Here is a 17093-nt window from a genome sequence, read left to right on the forward strand (position 1 = left end):
CGGGCCTGAGAACTCTCGAAGCACCTGTAGCAGTAGGACTTTGCCGTTCCACATGTGCAGCACCTATTTGGTCGGGCGCTGTTCAGGTCAGGTTCCGGGCCGGTTCGGTGATAAGGCAGCGGTGGCCGGGATGTGTCCTCCCAACCGGGACTCCCGGTTGGGAGGACGATGGGTCGACCTCAGTGTTGCTGAGACAGCCATTCTTCGAATCGTGTGGGGGCGATGCGCGCGTCTGTGCTCGGCAGCAGGACGGTGCCGGCCATCTCCGGGCCGAAGATCCCAGCCCAAGAGGGAACTAGTTCGATCGTGCGGCCACGTGCCTGGTTGGTGCGTCGCGCCATGTCGACCAGGTCCTGAGGATCAGGGCCTGCGATCTCGTGATAGCGGCCTTGGGGTGTGCCGGTGACGATTTCGGCGAGGATCTCGGCCACATCGATCGGTGCGATCGGTTGAACGAGCAGCGGGGCGATCGTGGCCTTCCCGTCTTGTTCGGTCCAGCTGGCGACCATCGCAGCGAAGTCATGGAATTGCGTCGCGGACACGATCGTCCACGGCACCGGCCCCTCCGCGACAAGCCTTTCTTGCTCACGTTTGCCCGCGTAGTGGGCGTTACCCTCGACCCGGTGTACTCCGGCGATGGACAACAGCACATGGTGGCGGACATTCGCTCGCTGTTCGGCCGCGAGCAGATTGGCGGTGGCGGTCCCGAAGGAGGCGACTACCTCAACCGGATCAGCGGCAATGATATTCGTGACGTCGACCACCGCATCGACTCCAGTCAATGCGGCATCCAGGCCGACGCCGGTGGAAAGGTCGACACCGGCACCACGACTGATAGCGACTACGTCGTGCCCCATCGCAGTCAAAGCGGAGGCAGTCAAACTTCCGATATTCCCGGTTGCCCCGGCAATAGCGATTCGCATGAAGGTGTCATCTTTCTAATCGATGAATCGGACAATTCCGGCTGACGCCCAGTGTTGTCGGTTCGTGGCAGCTCAGGCAGTGCACACGGTGACTAGGCTTAGGAGGACTAGGTCTTGCTTGCGATGGTGCGTGGCTGGCAAGGACGCAAGTAGTGCACTGACGTTGGGTTGCTGGTCAACGACGGTCGAAAACCCTAACGGGACAGGGCGCGCTTCACGACGCGAGGAACTTTTCCAGGGCCGTCACCACATAGGTGGGATTCTCCTCGAGCACCCAGTGGTTGGCCCCGGGCACGACGTCGGTCGTGACGTGGTCGGCCACGCGAGGGAAGGAGGCTCCGACGGCGGGGCCGAGGCTGTGCTCGCCGCCGACGGCCAATACGGGGATCGTCAGCTTTCCGTCCCGAGCGAGCAGGTCATCGATTTGCTTCAGGCCGACGTTTTGCTGGCGGAAGTATTCCAGCGATGCGTGAACTCGGCCGGGTCGGGTGAACGCGGCGATCATCACGTCGGATTCACTGGGGTCGATCGCGCCGTCGGCTTCGCTGTAGAAGTAGTTGAAGAAGTCGTGTTCATGTCCTGCGATAAGGCGCTCGGGGAAGTCGGCGCGGGGGCCTGTGGCCAGCCAATCCCACCACGTCGCGCCGGGTTTGGACTGGACGATGTTCAGGTAGTCGGTGGTCGCGGGGGCTTCGTAGACGGCGAGGTGTTTGACCTCGTTGCGATATTGCGTGGCGTAGGCCAGTGCGATTTGTCCGCCCCAGTCGTGTCCTGCCAAGTCGATCTGTCCGAGTTGTAGTTTCTGGACCGCGGCGTGGATGTCGGAGGCGACAACTTGGGGGGTGTAGCCGCCGTCGTCTTGGGGCGCGAATCCGGAATCGCCGAAGCCGCGCAGGTCGATGGCGACGACGGTGTGGTCCTTGGCCAGTTCGGGGGCGACTTTGCTCCAGGCGCGCCAGGTCTCCGGCCATCCATGCAACAGCACCACGGCCGGGCCGTGGCCGCCGATCACATAGTGGATCTTGACACCGTTGTTGTCGGTGGTGCCGTCAGTGAAGCCGGGCAAGGGAGCTGCAGTCGCGGTATCGGAACGTACGGCGGGGGTATCCGAATGTGAGGAGCAGGCTGAGCCCACGACGGCGGTGGTGGCCAGGACTGCTGCGAGGAGCCCGCGGCGCAGGGATGGGATCGGGTTCATGGTGGCAGCGTCGCGGATTCTTCTGTCAGTTAACTGTTATCGACTCGCACGATCACGCGGTCGTGGGTCGTGTGCGTCGCGGCCGGATGATGGGGCGTGGTCGAGCCTGATTTCAGGCATTTCGTCACGACGACGTCGGCGGTGAGCGAGGCGGTCGGAGATGGCAGCCGTTGACAGGCTACTGACAGGCCGTGCGGGCAGGGTGATGGCCATGGGCGAGATGGTCAAGAATCGACTCGGTGCCACCGACATGCAGTTGAGTCCCTTGGGGTTCGGCGCATGGTCGGTCGCCGCGGGTGGCTGGTGTTATGGGTGGGGTGCCCAGGACGATGCGGAGTCGATCGCGAGCATTCGGTACGCGGTGGAGACAGGGATCAACTGGATCGACACCGCGGCGGTCTATGGGTTCGGCCATTCCGAACATCTCGTCGCCAAGGCCCTCGCGGGATTCTCCGACAACGATCGACCCTATGTGTTCACCAAGTGCGGCCTGGTCTGGGACGAGGCAGATCCGTTCGCCATGCCCAGGGCGGTCACGACGCCTGCCAGTGTGAGGCGTGAGCTGGAGGACTCGCTTCGTCGGTTGAATCTCGAGTGCATCGACCTGTACCAGGTGCAATGTCCTGACACCGGACGGTCACCGGATGCCGCGGGTGTGGAGGGCACCGACGCTGCGGTGACACCGCTGGCGGAATATTGGGCCTTGATGGCGGAACTGGTGCAGGAGGGCAAGGTCTCGGCGATCGGTCTGTCCAATCACAGTGTGGCGCAGCTGCAGGCGGCCGAGGAGATCGCGCATGTCGATGCCATCCAGCCGAGGTTCTCGCTCATCCATCGTGCCGCGGCGAACGAGCTGGCGTGGGCCGCAGCGTACGGAACCGGCGGAATCGTCTACCAGCCGCTGCATTCCGGGCTGCTGAGCGGAGCCTTCTCCGCCGACCGTGTCGCGGCATTGCCCGAGGGCGATTGGCGAAGGACCGCTGTCGAATTCACCGCCGAGCTGCACCGCAACCTCGCCCTGGTCGAGGGACTGACCTCTATCGCTGCCGCGCACGGGATCACGGTGGCCGCGGTTGCCATCGCCTGGACGCTGTCATGGACCGGTGTGACCGGCGCGATCGTCGGTGCTCGCCGACCCGATCAGATCGACGCGTGGATCGACGCCGCGACCGTGCGGCTGACCGACGACGACCATCACCACATCGCTGAGTTGCTGATCGCTGAAGGCATCGGCGCCGGCCCCGTGCTGCCCTGACCGACCGACTTCCACACAGAAGGGATTTCCTATGTTGTCCGACAAAGCCAAACGGCTCCTCGAGGATCGCACTGTTCTGACGGTTGCCACCCTCAATCCCGACGGGTCCCCCCAGACGACACTCGTCTGGGGGCGCACCGACGGCGACGATGTGGTCTTCTCCACGGTGAAGGGGCGACGTAAGTACTCGAATCTTCTGCGTGACCCGCGCGTGAGCGTGAGTGCCTTCGACCCGGACGACACGTTCACCCGCGTCGAGATCCGCGGCCGCGCAACCGTATCCGACGACCCGGACGGTGCGCTGATCGACGAATTGTCACGCAAATACACCGGTTCGGCGTGGACCGAAGCCGATCCGGCCGCCCAGCGCGTCATCGTTCGCATTACCCCGGAGAAGGTGGTCGAGTCGTGAGTACCGCGGATCGTGAAATCACCGTCGTCGCAACGATTGTGGCGAAGCCCGACGATCGAGAGACGGTCGCGCGCCTCCTCGGGGCGGTCGTCGCGCCCACCCTGCAGGAGCTGGGCTGCCTCGGATACAGCATGTATCGCGACACCAGCGACCCTGACACCTTCGTCGCGATCGAAAACTGGCGCAGCGCCGAGGATCTCGACAAGCACCTTGCCACCGCGCACCTGCGTCAGTTGGTGGTCGATCTCGAGGGACTGCTGGCTTCTCCGCTGAAGATCTCGACCTATCACCCGCTCACCGCTGCCGTCGTTCAGAACGGCTGATGTCCGTGTCCGTACCCCTGGCGGGTCTGGGATAACGGCGGATCTTGATCGCGGTCCTTCCGGCCGACCCTCGAGGTTGGGCCGGGAGGACCGACTCGTATCGGGGGAGAACAACGGCACTGCCATCGATGGGAAGTCCCGACATGCGCTGCCTTGCGAACATGTTCGCGTGCAGGCCGATAGTGGCCTCGCTGCTGGCTTCGCTGCTCCGGAGAGAGGACGACATGGTGGCATCGCGTTGGCGCCGGGATGTGAAGGCGCGTCGGATGTCGCTGCCTTCGACGGTTGTGGTGATTCTGGGACTGTTGGTCGGTTGTGCATCGCCCGCGGGGACGGCTCATCCGCCCGAGCACGTGAGCGGGACGAGTGATGCGGCGGGTTTCGTGCATCCCGGAGTGTTGGTGTCGCTCGGGCAACTCGATTTCGTGCGCGGGCAACTGCGCGCGGGCGCACAGCCATGGAAATCGGCCTTCGATGCCATGCTGGCCAGTCAGTTTGCGGGACTGGGCTATACGGCCAAGCCCCGAGAAGTTGTCGAGTGCGGGCCCTATGACCATCCGGACAACGGATGCGGTGATGAGCGACGGGACGCCGATGCCGCGTACACCCAAGCGCTGGCGTGGTCTCTGACCGGTGACGATCGGTATGCGAGAAAGTCGATCGAGATCATGGATGCATGGTCGGCGACCCTGAGCGACCATACCGGCAGCAACGCCACGCTGCAGAGCGGGTGGGCGGCATCGGTGTGGACTCGGGCGGCCGAGATCATCCGCCACGGCTTCGCCGGCGGGTGGCCGGATCTGGGCCGATTCGAGAACCTGTTGCGGAATGTGTATCTACCCAAGGTGATTCCCGGCACGACCTCGAACGGCAACTGGGAGCTGTCGATGATCGAGGCCACCCAGGCAATCGGCGTCTTCCTCGACGATCGGCACGCCTACGACACCGCGGTCTCGATGTATCTGGATCGAGTGCCTGCGTATATCTACCTCAGCTCCGACGGCCGGCAACCGCACATGTCACCACGCACCCATGCCCCGATCGCCGACTACTGGTGGGGGCAGACACGGCTCGTCGACGGGGTCGCGCAGGAGACGTGCCGCGATTTCGCGCATACCGGCTATGGGTTGTCGGCCGCAGCGCATATTGCCGAAACCAGTCGCATTCAAGGCCATGACCTGTATCCGCAGGTAGCCGATCGCCTGCGAGCCGGATTCGAACTGCATGCGCGATACCAACTCGGCACACCGATGCCGGAGTGGCTGTGCGGCGGACAGTTGCGCCGCGAACTGGGGCCGGTGACCGAGGTCGCGTACAACGCGTTGCACAATCGGATGCACATGGATATGCCCGACACCGAACGGCTCACCGTCAAGCAGCGTCCGGCCGGATTGGACATGTTCACCATGTGGGAGACACTCACCCATGCCGAGAATCCGTCCTGACGATGATCAGTCGGCGGGCGTGGATGCGTGACGTGGGCGCTTTCCGCCCCCTTCATACGAAGGCTGTGGCGTCAACGCTGGTCTGCTCGGCTGCTCTGGTAGATCGAGCGGGCGATCACACAGTCGGCTGTTCCGAATCGGGATTCGGGGTCGATTCCTGGTCGGGTTCAGGGTGATTCGCGGCCAAGACAGGGGCGAGATCCTCTCGGCTCGGCCTCCGGCATCGATCGCGACAGGTATGCGACCAGCCCCGCCGACGATCATGACCGAGGCACCGAGTGTGTCGCCGAGTGCCTTGTCGACCGGTCACTGCCGTGAGCCGGCCGCTACTCGCGCCGACAGGATGCCGTCGACGTCGGGCAACCGGCGCGGGCGTGTGGGTAGTGGCGCATGGGTCGGGGCGAGCGGCTGAGGAGATCGGCTCGGATCGGTGTCGAGGAGCTCATGTCCGGTTGAGAAGAGGGCGAAGCGGCGCCGTTCCACGTCCCAGAACCGGTAGATCGGCCATTGCAGGCTGTGGGTCAACCACGCCCCAGCACCGTGAAACCTGTGCCGCGCAGTAACTTCGATGCCGTGACGTTCGAGGGTTCGCAGGCGATCGCGTTCGTAACGCCAGAGGGTCCGTGGGCTGATCTTGCGGTATCGAGCCGAGGTCTGGGCGCGCATCTGGTCGGCTTGTTCGATCCGGAGTCCATGTCTGACCAGACACAGGGCAAGGTCCAGGTCCTCGAGTGAATCCCGCGACCGGCAGGTGTCGGCTCGAACAGCCATCCACGCGCTGCGTCGTAGGGCCATGTTCGCGCTGTGCAATGCTTCGATTCTCTTACCATCGGCGCCTGCGCGGCGGTCGAATCCGATGCTGTGATGGCGTACGGATCGGATGGGCGAATCGTGATACGTGGTAGCACCGTTGATCGCGTCGATCGCGGGGTAGCTGGCGAAGATTTGTCGGATCGTCTCGCCCCAGTCGGACGCGACCAATGTGGCCGCGTCGATGCGAGCGATCAGATCGCCTCGGGCGCGGTCGAATCCAGTGTTTCGCGCGTGGGCGATTCCGGGGATCGGTTCGGCGACGATATCGATCTTCGGGCAGGTCATCGCGTAGTGCGCTATCACGTGGCGGGTTTCGCCGATCGCCCCGTTGTCGACGACGATGACCTGGTCGATCGATGCTTGCGCGGCCAGTCGATCGAGGGTTTCGGTAATTCCTTTCTCCTCGCGAATGACTGGGATCACCACGGAAAGGCGGGCCGTATTCTGGTGGTACTCCACGAATTTCATCCATTCCGCAGTCGTCTGCGTGGAAATTTGCTCGAGTTCCGTAAAGATACCGACCGTGACGGTATCTGCCACCGTTGGGAAGGCTATGGGAGGTGGCTGGGGGAGTGCTCGGCGCGTGTCGTCGAATCCTCGCCCCGGCACGGAACCATCGTGTGCCACTGTCTTGGAGCGCGGACGGTCGTTACCGCAAAGGATCCGTGCCGATGCTCGAGCCCAAGCTTCCGGGTCGGTGGACTCCGGCCATGGTTGCTCAGGACATGGCACGCTTATCGCCTCGACAACTACCGGTTCTGACCGAAGGGCTCGCGGTGGCGGTGTGCTGGTTGTCGCTCGCCCGCCACGCGTTGTATTCCCAAGGGGTAGAACAGGTAAATGGAGATGACGGTCATGTCGGCGTCCAATGAATTGTGTGGAATGCACGTCGAAAACGCCGCCGACCCTGGTCGCGGTGTATGAACTGGTGGGTCGGGTCTGGAGGCGAGCCGCCGAATTCCGCCTCACCGCGGCGGGGACCGTTGAACTCGCTCTGACGGGTGGTCAAGATTGCTTGTTGGCGCGGGATTGGTTCACCAACGGGATCGCGCCGTCGAGCAGTGCCCTGCATACTGATCGGGCGGACGGACCGGCGTTCATGCGAGCGTTGATGTACCCGTTCCGGATGCCGTACTTTCGGCTTGCCGACGAGAGTCCTTGCGCTGATTGATGAGTGACATCGTCTGGCTGTGGCCACCGCTTTGAGGGATCTTGTCGGCTCAAGCGCAATGGCCGCAGTGAAAATGACCGAGAGCGCTGTGCGTCGTGGCGTCCGGATGCGGCGAATCAGGCTCGGAATTAGTTGGGCGCCAACACATCATTTGTTGACGCCGACACATATTGGCGTTCAACCACGGTCTGGCCCGTCCGGGTAATCTGTTGGTGCTCTGGCAGTCCTCTGTCACGGATTGAAAGATCGCTGACAGTCTGAATACGGACGAGACGCTGTGGGCACGGTCGTCACCGTTCAGCGTTCGTGTGGTGTTCGCCCCGAGGGATTGGGTGTGACCGAGCAGCCGGTTGACACTGATCTGTCAGCTCTGTGACAGTCCGTTCGGCCAGAGTCCGGGATCGTGAAAGTCAGTGACGCGGAATGGAAACGCGGCGGTGGTGTGTACCGACTGTCGCGAGCCCGTGACTCTCCGGATCGTAGGTCACGCTGGTGGCGCGTCGATCAGGGGCCGTATCGTCGGTGGCCGGATCAGGATTCTGTCCAGGACCGTCTGGGCGTGGCGCATTGGCGCGGTGGTGGCGTGTGCGTCGTAAGCCTGTCGGCTGTCCCATCGTTGGAAGGTCATCATTCGGGAGAGGTCGTTGGGGTCGACGTACACCCCGAAGGCCAGACACCTGGGATCGTCCAGGGCCGGTTCGATCAAGGCTTCCAGGGCCGTGCGGAGCCGATCTTCCTGACCCGGCACGGCGCGATACTCGACGATGACGAAGTGGGTCACGACCTGGCCGCCTCAGGCGGGGCGGGCTGGGCCACTGCCTGCGCCGGTGGACGTGATCGCGGCGGCGATCTCTTCGAGGTCGGCCGGGGTCAGCGTCAACGATGCCGCGTCGATCCAACCGTCGACCTGGGACGCCTTGCGTGCACCCACGATCGCGCCGGTGACCCCGGGCCAGGCCAGCGCCCAGGCGATGGCCACCTCACCGATGCTGCGTTGGTGGCGTTGTGCGATGGGGCGCAGCGCCTGCACGAGTTGAAGATTGGCGTCGAGGTCAGTGGTGAAGTCGGTGTGCGCACGACGCCAGTCCTCGGCGGGCAGACCCGCGACCCGCTCGGCAGTGAAAGCGCCGGTGAGCAGGCCCGACTGCATCGGCGAGTAGACGATCACACCCGTGTCGTGGGCGCGTGCCCAGGCGATCTCCTCGGCGGAGGAGCGGTTGATCGCCGAGAACGGCGGCTCGATGACATCGACGTGGGCGACGCTTTCCGCGCGCTCGAGCAGATCGGTGGTGTGGTTGGACAATCCGATGGCGCGGACCTTGCCTTCGGCTTTCAACTCCGCCATGACCTGCCAGTACTGTTCGAGCGGAGTGGCATTGGGCGATACCGCGCCGAAGCCGTCGCCGGCGTATTCGAGGGATTCACCCGTGTCGGGGTAATGCACCAGGTACAGGTCGAGGTGATCGGTCCCGAGTCGCCGCAGGGAATCCTCGACCTCGCGTCGCACGCTGGCGGGCTTCATGATCCGCCGCGGCGCCGCCGACGGGTTCTGCGGATCCCACACCAGGCCCGCCTTGGTGAACAAATACGGCCGGTCGGTGTCGGACAGGCCCGCGACAGCCTTGCCGACCAACTCTTCGGAGTGACCCAATCCGTACACCGCGGCGGTGTCGATCCAGTTGATCCCCGCGTCGAGCGCGTGGCGAATGGCCGCGACCGACTCGTCGTCGTCGGTGGCACCCCAACTGAACGTCCATCCCGATCCCGATACCGCCCACGATCCGAAACCCAGCGGGGTGATCTCCATGCCGGTTCTGCCGAGTTCGACAGTCATGACGGTTCTCCTTCATTCGATCGATGTCCGGAGCCATTCCGGTCGACTCCACTGTCGGATATGCCCGCCGGGTCGGGCAGTACCCAGCTCTGCCTAGGCACGGCACGACCACCAATCCACCGGATGAAAGGACAGCGCCACATGGTCTTCGACCGCCGCGCCGAACTGGGGGAGTTCCTGCGATCACGTCGAGCACGATTGCACCCCGAAGAGTTCGGACTCATCTCCTACGGCCGCCACCGCCGCGTCCCGGGGCTACGACGGGATGAACTGGCGCGCCTGGCCGGAATCAGCGTCGACCACTACACGCGACTCGAACAGGGGCGCAATACGCAGTTCTCGGTGGAGATCCTCGATGCCGTGGCAACCGCTCTGCGCCTCAACTCCACAGAGCGAGACCATCTCCACCGGCTCGCCCGGCCGACAGCCCCTGCGGCAGCCGAACCCTGGCAGGGACAACCGGCGCGCGCGGGCGTGCACAGCACGGTGTCCGCGATCACCGGCGGCCCGGCTTATGTGGTCGATCGGACCTGCGATGTGCTGGCCTGGAACCCGATCGCGGCGGCGTTCTACCTCGATTTCGGCGCCCTTCCCGCCACCCGGCGCAACATGGCGAAGCTGGTGTTCCTCGACGTCGGTATACGCGAGCTGTACGTCGACTGGTGGTCACGCGCACGCGATGTGGTGGCGTTCATCCGGGAAGACATGGCCCGACCGCCCCATGCTCCTGGTACACAGGCCCTCGTCGAGGAGCTCGAGGCTGCCAGTCCCGAGTTCCGGCAGATCTGGAACGAGCACGGGGTCAAGAACTCCCAGCACGGCACCCACCGGTACCGGCACCCCCTCGTCGGTGAGCTCGAACTGACCTATGAGACGTTGCGGCTCCCCGGCCAGGCCGACCTGGCCATGGTGGTCCAGACCGCGGCGGCCGATTCGCCTGCCGCGGCGGCCCTCCGCAAACTGGTGCCCTAGTCGTGCCACCCGGGGTCGGAGCGGTGGTGGGTTCGTCGATGTCGCGGGCCCGCCAGGGTGGAGAAGCCTCCACCTGCCGTGATCGCCGTAGTCTTGGTCGGGTGAATCGGCTTCGTTCAGCAATTGTGGGACTGCCTTGACATACCTCCGTAACTTTCCGGCGCCGACGAGGAGCGGATCGCTTCGGTCGGCCCACTTCGCAACTCGCCGTGACAGGGGATTGCCAGAAGCGTGACAGTGCGAGGATTCATGGTGACCCTCATGGAGGGAATGACCGTAGCCCTGTTGGGCGCACGTTATGGATGACCACGCAGCGGAATACGAACGGCCCCAGTGGTGCTCGGGCTGTCCGATGGGTCGCGCCACGACATCAACATTCGCTTTGTCGGTGTGACCGACAGTTGATGCGACACATCCGATCTCGCCGACGCGTAGGTTCGCTCCAGTGCCTGCGATTCGACGGCATGGCCGATCTTCGGTTCGACGGGGGGCCTTGGCCGGCGTCCTCGTCGTTTCCACCGCCGCGAGCTGACGACTATCTGTATGTTTGCTCACCACGCCGGGTTCGGTTGCGAGGGCGGTTGGCAGCACCGAGCGTCCACACCGCCAGGTATTCATTGTCCAGAATGGGCGTTTCATGCAAGTAGGGCTTCTTGGTTCGATCATCGCGACCTCGGATAAGGGGACCGCGATTCCGATCGGCGGGCCCCGGGTGCGAACGTTGCTGGCATTGTTGGCGTTGAACGCTGGACAGATCGTCCCGAATTCGCGTCTGATCGATGGAATTTGGGAAGACAATCCACCCGCCTCCGTGGACAATGCTCTGCACACCCTGGTGAAACGGTTGCGGGTCTCGACGATGGCGCATCATCTGATTCAGACACGACCACCCGGCTACCTGCTCGCCGTCGATCCCGACGACGTCGATGTGCACCGCTTCAGCCAACTGCTCGTGCAGGGACGAGGCCACCTCGAACAGGGCGCGTTCGGCCCGGCCTCGCGGTGTTTCGACGAGGCTTTGGGGCTGTGGCGTGGGCAGGCACTGGCCGGAGTGATCGATTCCGCGGAGCTGCGCACGCTCGCGACCACGCTCAACGAGCAGCGTCTCGCCGTGGTCGAACTGTGGGCCGATGCCTATCTGGGGCTCGGGCGTGGTGGCGAGACCTTGCGGGAACTGGCTACCGAGGTAGGCGCGCACCCGTTTCGGGAGACGTTGGTGGTGCGTCTGATTCGCGCGCTGCTCTCGATGGGGCGGGTGGTCGATGCCCGCCAAGCCTTTCAACGCACACGCCGCATCTTGCAGGACGAGCTGGGAGTGGAGCCCTCCCGAGAATTACGTGAGGCCTTGGACTACACGCCGGCGCCGCCGGCGTCCCCGGTGCCCGCCCCGCGTGTGGCGGCAGCGGTCTCGCAGCCGGCCCCGCCTGCCGAACAGATTCCCGAGACGCTCGACCGGCCCGTGATGGCGGTGCTGCCGCGGCGGCCGACGAGTTTCGTGGGGCGCGAGGAAGATCTGTCCGGGGTCGCGCGGGCGTTGCGGGCGGCGCAGTTGGTGACGTTGATCGGATCGGGCGGGATCGGCAAGACGCGACTCGCGATCGAAGTGGCACACGCGTACGCCGATGTCTGGTCCGATGGATGTGTCTTGGTCGAGTTGGCGTCGATCTCCCGGGAGTGCGAGGAGGACGAGGCCAGGGCCGCGGTCGCGGATGCGCTGCGAATCGCACTGGGAATCCGCGAACACAGCACGTCGGTGTCCGATACCGAGGAAGCGTTGTCTCGTATCTTGGCCGAGCGTCGGATACTGCTGATCCTGGACAATTGTGAGCATGTGGTGGCCGCGGTGGCGCGGCTCAGTGAATGGTTACTCGAACGACTGCCCCTGTTGCGGATCCTGACAACCAGTCGTCAGGCGCTCAATATCGCCGGAGAGAACCTGTTTCCGCTCCGGACGTTGGCGGTGCCGACAGCCCAGTCCAGTCTCGAGGACACGGCCGTCGCCGCGGCGGTGCGCTTGTTCGTCGACCGCGCGGTAGCGGTGCGGCCGGACTTTCGTTTGAACCAGGACAATCGTGCTGAGGTCACCACGATTGTGCAGGGTTTGGATGGATTGCCCTTGGCGATCGAGTTGGCCGCGGCGCGGCTACGCGGGATGTCGTTGCACGAGATCACCGTTCGGCTCACCGATCGCTTCCGGTTGCTGTCGCAAGGAACCCGCACCGCCGCACCGCGGCATCGCACACTCGCGGCGGTGGTGGCGTGGAGTTGGGATCTGCTCAGTGACGCTGAGGCCGAACTCGCGCGACGCCTGTCGGTCTTCGCCGTCGGCGCCACTATCGATGCCGTGCAGCAGGTGTGCGGTTGCGAGGATGTCCTGGATACCTTGGTGTCGTTGGTCGACAAGTCGTTGGTGGAGTTGGTCAGCGAGCGTTACCGCATGACCGACACCGTTCGCGCCTACGCCGCAACGCAACTCGATGCGGCCGGCGAGCGTGAGCGGTTATCGGGTGCGCACGCGGACTGGTTCATCGCCTTCTCCGATATCGCCGCACCGCGGCTGCGGGGCGCCGAGTACGCCTATTGGACACAGCGTTGGGCGGAGGAGTACCCGAACGGAGAGGCCGCGCTGCGGTGGGCGGTGGCCGCGGGCGACCGCGACCGGGCGGTGCTGTTGTACGGCAATCTGATCTGGTACTGGATGTGGCGAGGCCTACGAGTGGAAGCACTGGCCTGGCGCGAGCAGGTGCTGGCGATTCTCGGCGATCAGCCACAATCGGGCCTGATCAGCGCCTACCTCGCGTGCCGTTTCACCCCGGCCCTGCCGACATATCAGGATCCGCCCTTGCGGCGTGTGGATGACCCGGCCGGCGAATTCGACCGGCTCGTCGAAGCGGCGATGACCGAATCGCGCCCCCCGCATCCGGTTTTCGTCTTGATACTGGCGTTGCGCCGGTGGCGGCGCGGCAACCCCCAGCTGCTGGCGGAGTGCACGAGCTCGACGGATCCGTGGTTGGCGGGTAACGCGTTGGGGGTGCGGGGCAGCGCCGAGTACAGCGCGGGGGCACCGCTGCGCGCGATGGTGGATCTCGAGGCGGCGGTGGCGCGTCGGCGCGAAATCGCTGATCCGCGTGGGCTCAGTGGCGCGCTGCTGGGCCTGGCCAGCTGCCGGACGCGGGTCGAGGGTCCGGCCGCGGCGGCGTCGTTGATCGCCGAGGCGGTCGCGCTGCTGAGTCCCGCGGCGCCGGAGGATGCGGGACTGTTGCGGGTCGTGGCACATCTGCATCTGCTCGACGGCGATGTCGAGGGCGCTGCCGAGTATCTGCAGCGGGCACGCGCTCTGGGGGTCGTGCATCCGGGAATGTTGCGCTGGCAGCGGTTGACCGAGGCCGACTCGGTGCGCCGCGGTGGTCACCCGGCCGAGGCGGTCGCGATGTATCGGGAGCTGGTCGACGATTCGACGCAGCCCAACGTATCGAGTGATCGGTTGGCGATCAGCAGGATGGGCGACGAAGCGAGCATGCGCACCTCCTACGCGCTGGCACTGATCGCGATCGGCGAAGTGCCAGCGGCGAACTCGCAATTATCGATCGCTCTCGAGTTGGCGCGCGGTTCCTCGCACATGTTGCTTCCGGTGGTCGGCGTCGGCTACGCGATGGCTGCCCTGGCCGCTGAGGACCCCGAGCGGGCCGCGGTGATCATCGGGGCGGTGTCGGGTATCAACGCCCGAGCCGGATGCCGTTATGTTCCAGCCGATGATCGCCGCGCGATCACCGAAATCCGTGCGCTGCTCGGCGATACACGTTTCGAGGCAGCGCGGGTGGCCGGGATGGCCCTGACTGTCGAGCAACTCACCGCCATGCTCATGGCGAACAATGCCGTGCCCAACCACTCTGTCTGATCATGGTCTTTCCCCGGAGTACCCGGGTCGTCGCCTGGTGAGGTCGCCTACTCGACCGTCGCAGGTTCGTGGTGTTCGCTCGGAGAGCTGGTGACGGTAAAACAGCAGCGCCCGACCGACGCCGTGCCGCACGTGCGGAACGGCAAAGTCCTACTGCTACAGGTGCTTCGAGAGTTCTCAGGCCCGTGTAGTCGTGCGGCGAACGCAGCGTCAGGTGTTGATGACTTTGGATGGTGTGGCACCAACGGGGGTCGAGTCTTGTGTGGGAAGTTCGGGATTCGTTGGCCCAGAGCGGCTTTGATGTAGGGCAGTTCGGGTAGCGGCGAACGGCGTTTGGTGCGGCTCCACTCATCGAAGATCGCTTGCAGGTGGGTTGCCGTGGCGGTGTCGCCCTCGCGGATGGCCGCCGCGATGCCCACCGGTATTTCGACGATCGGGTTCCCGCCGCCGGTGACGATGCCCTCAACGCCGAGATCGGTCACACGGGCGGCAACGCTGTCATCGCCGACGAGAACACACCGACCGGTCGCGGTGTAAGCGTGCGTTGTATCCCGGTCGGTACCCGAGTCCTTGATCCCGGCCAGGAGTGGGAACTGCCCGGCCAGACGGGCCACTACTGCTGGTGTGACCGGTGTTTGAGTGTGGTGGGGAAAGTTGTAGAGCAGGGTCGGGATCTCGACCCGAGTCAGGATCTGCCGGAAATACTCGAACACCCCGTCTTCGGGCGGATCGGCGTAGAAGTACGGGGCGACAACGGCCAGATAGTCGGCGAGCGGTTGAACATCTCGGAGCTGGGCGATGACCTCCTCGACCGCACAGGCGCCGATGTGGGCGATGACCATGCCGGGGAACCAGCGACGGAACTGCGTCAAGACCACGAGGCGTTCGCTTGCTGTGGTGGCGAAGAACTCGCCGGTGGTGCCGTTGACCATGATCGTTCGCACTCCCCGATCCCACAGCCACTCGGCGTAGCGACGGATAGCGTCGGTATCGACACGATTGTCGGTGAACGGGGTGACGACCGCGACGACAGGCGTCTGGATTTCCCTGGTGGCCGTGATTTCGGGCGCAGGATCCGGGTCCGGGGTGCAGGCGGGTGTCATCGATGGCGCTCCTCGCGGTTCTCCACAGCGGTCGCCTCACAGCGAATCACACGAATCTGACTGCCGCAGTGGCTATCTCCAGCGGTGGGGACGTAGCGCATCGACTTCATTGCCGGACATGGCACCCTGTCGATGCCATGCACCGGAATCGGAGTCCGGTCGATGTCGATGGCTGTATCGACCTCCACGACAGGTCGGTTCCGCTGCACCGCCCAGCACCGAGGACAGCATGTCATCTGCGGATCAGAACACCTTGCCGCGAGAATTGATGAATACCGCCGTTGATGCCACACCCAGGCTTCGGCGGATTCATCTCGGCTCGCTCACCTTGCTGGTGTCGAGTGGGCTGGTCAGCTATATCGATCGTGCGACGCTGTCGATCGGCAGTCCGATGATCCGCCATGATCTGCACCTGTCGGTTGCCCAGATGGGCATGCTGCTGTCGGTTTTCCTGTGGGCCTACGCGGCCGCGCAGCTCCCGATCGGTGTCCTGGTCGACAAGCTCGGGCCTCGGCGACTACTGGCCGCAGGGATTGTCATCTGGTCGAGCGCGCAAGCCGCGGCCGGCGCGGCGGGGTCATTCGGTGCCTTCGCCGCGGCACGAGTCGTGCTCGGTGTGGGCGAGGCACCTCAATTCCCCTCCGGCATCCGGGTGATCCGGGATTGGTTCAACGTTCGCTCCCGCGGTACCGCCACCGGAATCGTGAACTGCTCCTCGACCCTCGGCACCGCTATTGCCGGTCCACTGCTGACCGGTCTCATGCTGGGCCTCGGCTGGCGATGGATGTTCGTCGTGATGGCCGTCGCGGGGCTGGTCATCGCCGCCCTCTGGTATGCCTTCTACCGCGAGCCTGCCACCGTCGCGCTCACCGAGACCGAGCGAACCTACTTGGACGAGGGGGACATTCGGCCCGTTCGGGCAGCGATCGGCTTCGCCGAATGGCGTCGACTCCTGGGTCACCGAACCACCTGGGGGATGATCACCGGGTTTTTCGGCGTCGTCTACGTGACGTGGGTTTACACCGCGTGGCTGCCCACCTATCTGGAGAGCCAACGGCATTTGAGTATCAAGACAGCAGGATTCGCGACTGCGGTGCCCTTCATCGCCGGGGTCGTCGGGGCCCTGTCCGGCGGATGGCTCACCGATCGCCTTGCCCGGCAGCGGTTCTCGCCGGTCGATAGCCGCCGATACCCGATGGTTGTGTCACTGCTGGGCATGGCCGTCTGTACTGGCGCTGCGGCATTGGAATCGGCGACCGCTGTTGCGTTGACCTTCATCTCCTGTGCCATGTTCCTGGGTTGTGTGGCCAGCTCCGCATCCTGGGCCATGGTTCCGGTTGCGGCACCCCCTCATGCCACCGCTTCACTGGGGGCGATTCACAATTTCGGTGGGTACCTCGGCGGTGCGCTGGCACCTCTGGTCACCGGTTTCGTCGTGCAATCCAGTGGCTCGTTCGTGCCAGCGTTCCTGCTCGCCGCAGCCATCGCTGTCGGGTGTGCGATAGCGTCCTTCCTCACCGTCCGCGGCCCGGTTGCTTTACCGGCCGGGCCAGCCGCCGCTGTAGCCGCGAGCCAGGGATGACCAGTCGAACGAGCAAGCGACTCGGACGGCCGGACCAGAACAGCGCATCCGCATGGGCCGATACCCGGTCGGCCCGAGTTCGGCGTCGATGCCGACCTCGATCGCGGGCCTGTAACACGCTGTGGGCCAAGCAATTACGGCGTTCGTCGCGAGATTCACCCCGA

General features: G+C 64.7%; 13 protein-coding genes. 7 read left to right on the forward strand and 6 right to left on the reverse strand.

Annotated elements, in window-relative coordinates:
* Positions 1 to 179: 179 nt before the first annotated feature.
* Together ACYVN4_RS35830 and ACYVN4_RS35835 are read right to left on the reverse strand one after the other, a co-directional pair.
* Positions 180 to 923: an SDR family oxidoreductase gene (locus ACYVN4_RS35830; protein WP_460727053.1), complete on the reverse strand. Its 744-nt coding sequence runs from the start codon at positions 921 to 923 to the stop codon at positions 180 to 182.
* 214 nt (positions 924 to 1137) lie between these two features.
* Positions 1138 to 1935, reverse strand: coding sequence for an alpha/beta fold hydrolase (locus ACYVN4_RS35835; RefSeq protein ID WP_460727055.1), 798 nt, complete (start codon positions 1933 to 1935; stop codon positions 1138 to 1140).
* 397 nt (positions 1936 to 2332) lie between these two features.
* Between ACYVN4_RS35835 and ACYVN4_RS35840 the strand changes: the two genes are divergently transcribed.
* From ACYVN4_RS35840 to ACYVN4_RS35855, 4 genes are all read left to right on the forward strand, one after another.
* Entirely contained in the window at positions 2333 to 3376 is a 1044-nt protein-coding gene (locus ACYVN4_RS35840) for an aldo/keto reductase (protein ID WP_460727057.1), read from the forward strand.
* A 31-nt stretch (positions 3377 to 3407) separates the two neighbouring features.
* Complete coding sequence (locus tag ACYVN4_RS35845; RefSeq protein ID WP_460727059.1) at positions 3408 to 3788, forward strand: PPOX class F420-dependent oxidoreductase; 381 nt, start codon at positions 3408 to 3410, stop codon at positions 3786 to 3788.
* The gene (locus tag ACYVN4_RS35850) at positions 3785 to 4111 is read left to right on the forward strand and encodes a putative quinol monooxygenase (RefSeq protein ID WP_460727061.1); all 327 of its coding nucleotides are present in this window, start codon (positions 3785 to 3787) and stop codon (positions 4109 to 4111) included. The genes ACYVN4_RS35845 and ACYVN4_RS35850 overlap by 4 nt, the downstream gene beginning before the upstream one ends.
* Positions 4112 to 4377: 266 nt before the next feature.
* Positions 4378 to 5556, forward strand: coding sequence for an alginate lyase family protein (locus ACYVN4_RS35855; RefSeq protein ID WP_460727063.1), 1179 nt, complete (start codon positions 4378 to 4380; stop codon positions 5554 to 5556).
* A gap of 306 nt (positions 5557 to 5862) precedes the next feature.
* Here the strand turns inward: ACYVN4_RS35855 and ACYVN4_RS35860 are convergent, their stop codons facing one another.
* The 3 genes from ACYVN4_RS35860 to ACYVN4_RS35870 all read right to left on the reverse strand — a co-directional run bounded on the left by ACYVN4_RS35860 (position 5863) and on the right by ACYVN4_RS35870 (position 9374).
* Positions 5863 to 6909 (reverse strand): glycosyltransferase family 2 protein, encoded by a 1047-nt coding sequence (locus tag ACYVN4_RS35860; protein ID WP_460727065.1) that lies wholly within the window; start codon positions 6907 to 6909, stop codon positions 5863 to 5865.
* A 1115-nt stretch (positions 6910 to 8024) separates the two neighbouring features.
* Positions 8025 to 8321, reverse strand: coding sequence for a putative quinol monooxygenase (locus ACYVN4_RS35865; RefSeq protein WP_460727067.1), 297 nt, complete (start codon positions 8319 to 8321; stop codon positions 8025 to 8027).
* 12 nt (positions 8322 to 8333) lie between these two features.
* Positions 8334 to 9374, reverse strand: a complete 1041-nt coding sequence (locus ACYVN4_RS35870) for an aldo/keto reductase (RefSeq protein ID WP_460727069.1) — start codon at positions 9372 to 9374, stop codon at positions 8334 to 8336.
* A 123-nt stretch (positions 9375 to 9497) separates the two neighbouring features.
* Between ACYVN4_RS35870 and ACYVN4_RS35875 the strand changes: the two genes are divergently transcribed.
* Positions 9498 to 10346 (forward strand): helix-turn-helix transcriptional regulator, encoded by an 849-nt coding sequence (locus ACYVN4_RS35875; RefSeq protein ID WP_460727071.1) that lies wholly within the window; start codon positions 9498 to 9500, stop codon positions 10344 to 10346.
* A gap of 637 nt (positions 10347 to 10983) precedes the next feature.
* Complete coding sequence (locus ACYVN4_RS35880; protein WP_460727073.1) at positions 10984 to 14244, forward strand: AfsR/SARP family transcriptional regulator; 3261 nt, start codon at positions 10984 to 10986, stop codon at positions 14242 to 14244.
* A gap of 47 nt (positions 14245 to 14291) precedes the next feature.
* Here ACYVN4_RS35880 and ACYVN4_RS35885 read toward each other — a convergent pair whose 3' ends face one another.
* Positions 14292 to 15347 carry a dihydrodipicolinate synthase family protein gene (locus ACYVN4_RS35885; protein WP_460727075.1) on the reverse strand — a complete coding sequence of 352 codons (1056 nt, stop codon included), beginning with the start codon at positions 15345 to 15347 and terminating at the stop codon, positions 14292 to 14294.
* A 229-nt stretch (positions 15348 to 15576) separates the two neighbouring features.
* Here ACYVN4_RS35885 and ACYVN4_RS35890 point away from each other — a divergent pair, with 229 nt between their 5' ends.
* Positions 15577 to 16929, forward strand: coding sequence for an MFS transporter (locus tag ACYVN4_RS35890; RefSeq protein WP_460727076.1), 1353 nt, complete (start codon positions 15577 to 15579; stop codon positions 16927 to 16929).
* Positions 16930 to 17093 lie beyond the last annotated feature (164 nt).

This window comes from Nocardia heshunensis (assembly GCF_054782115.1).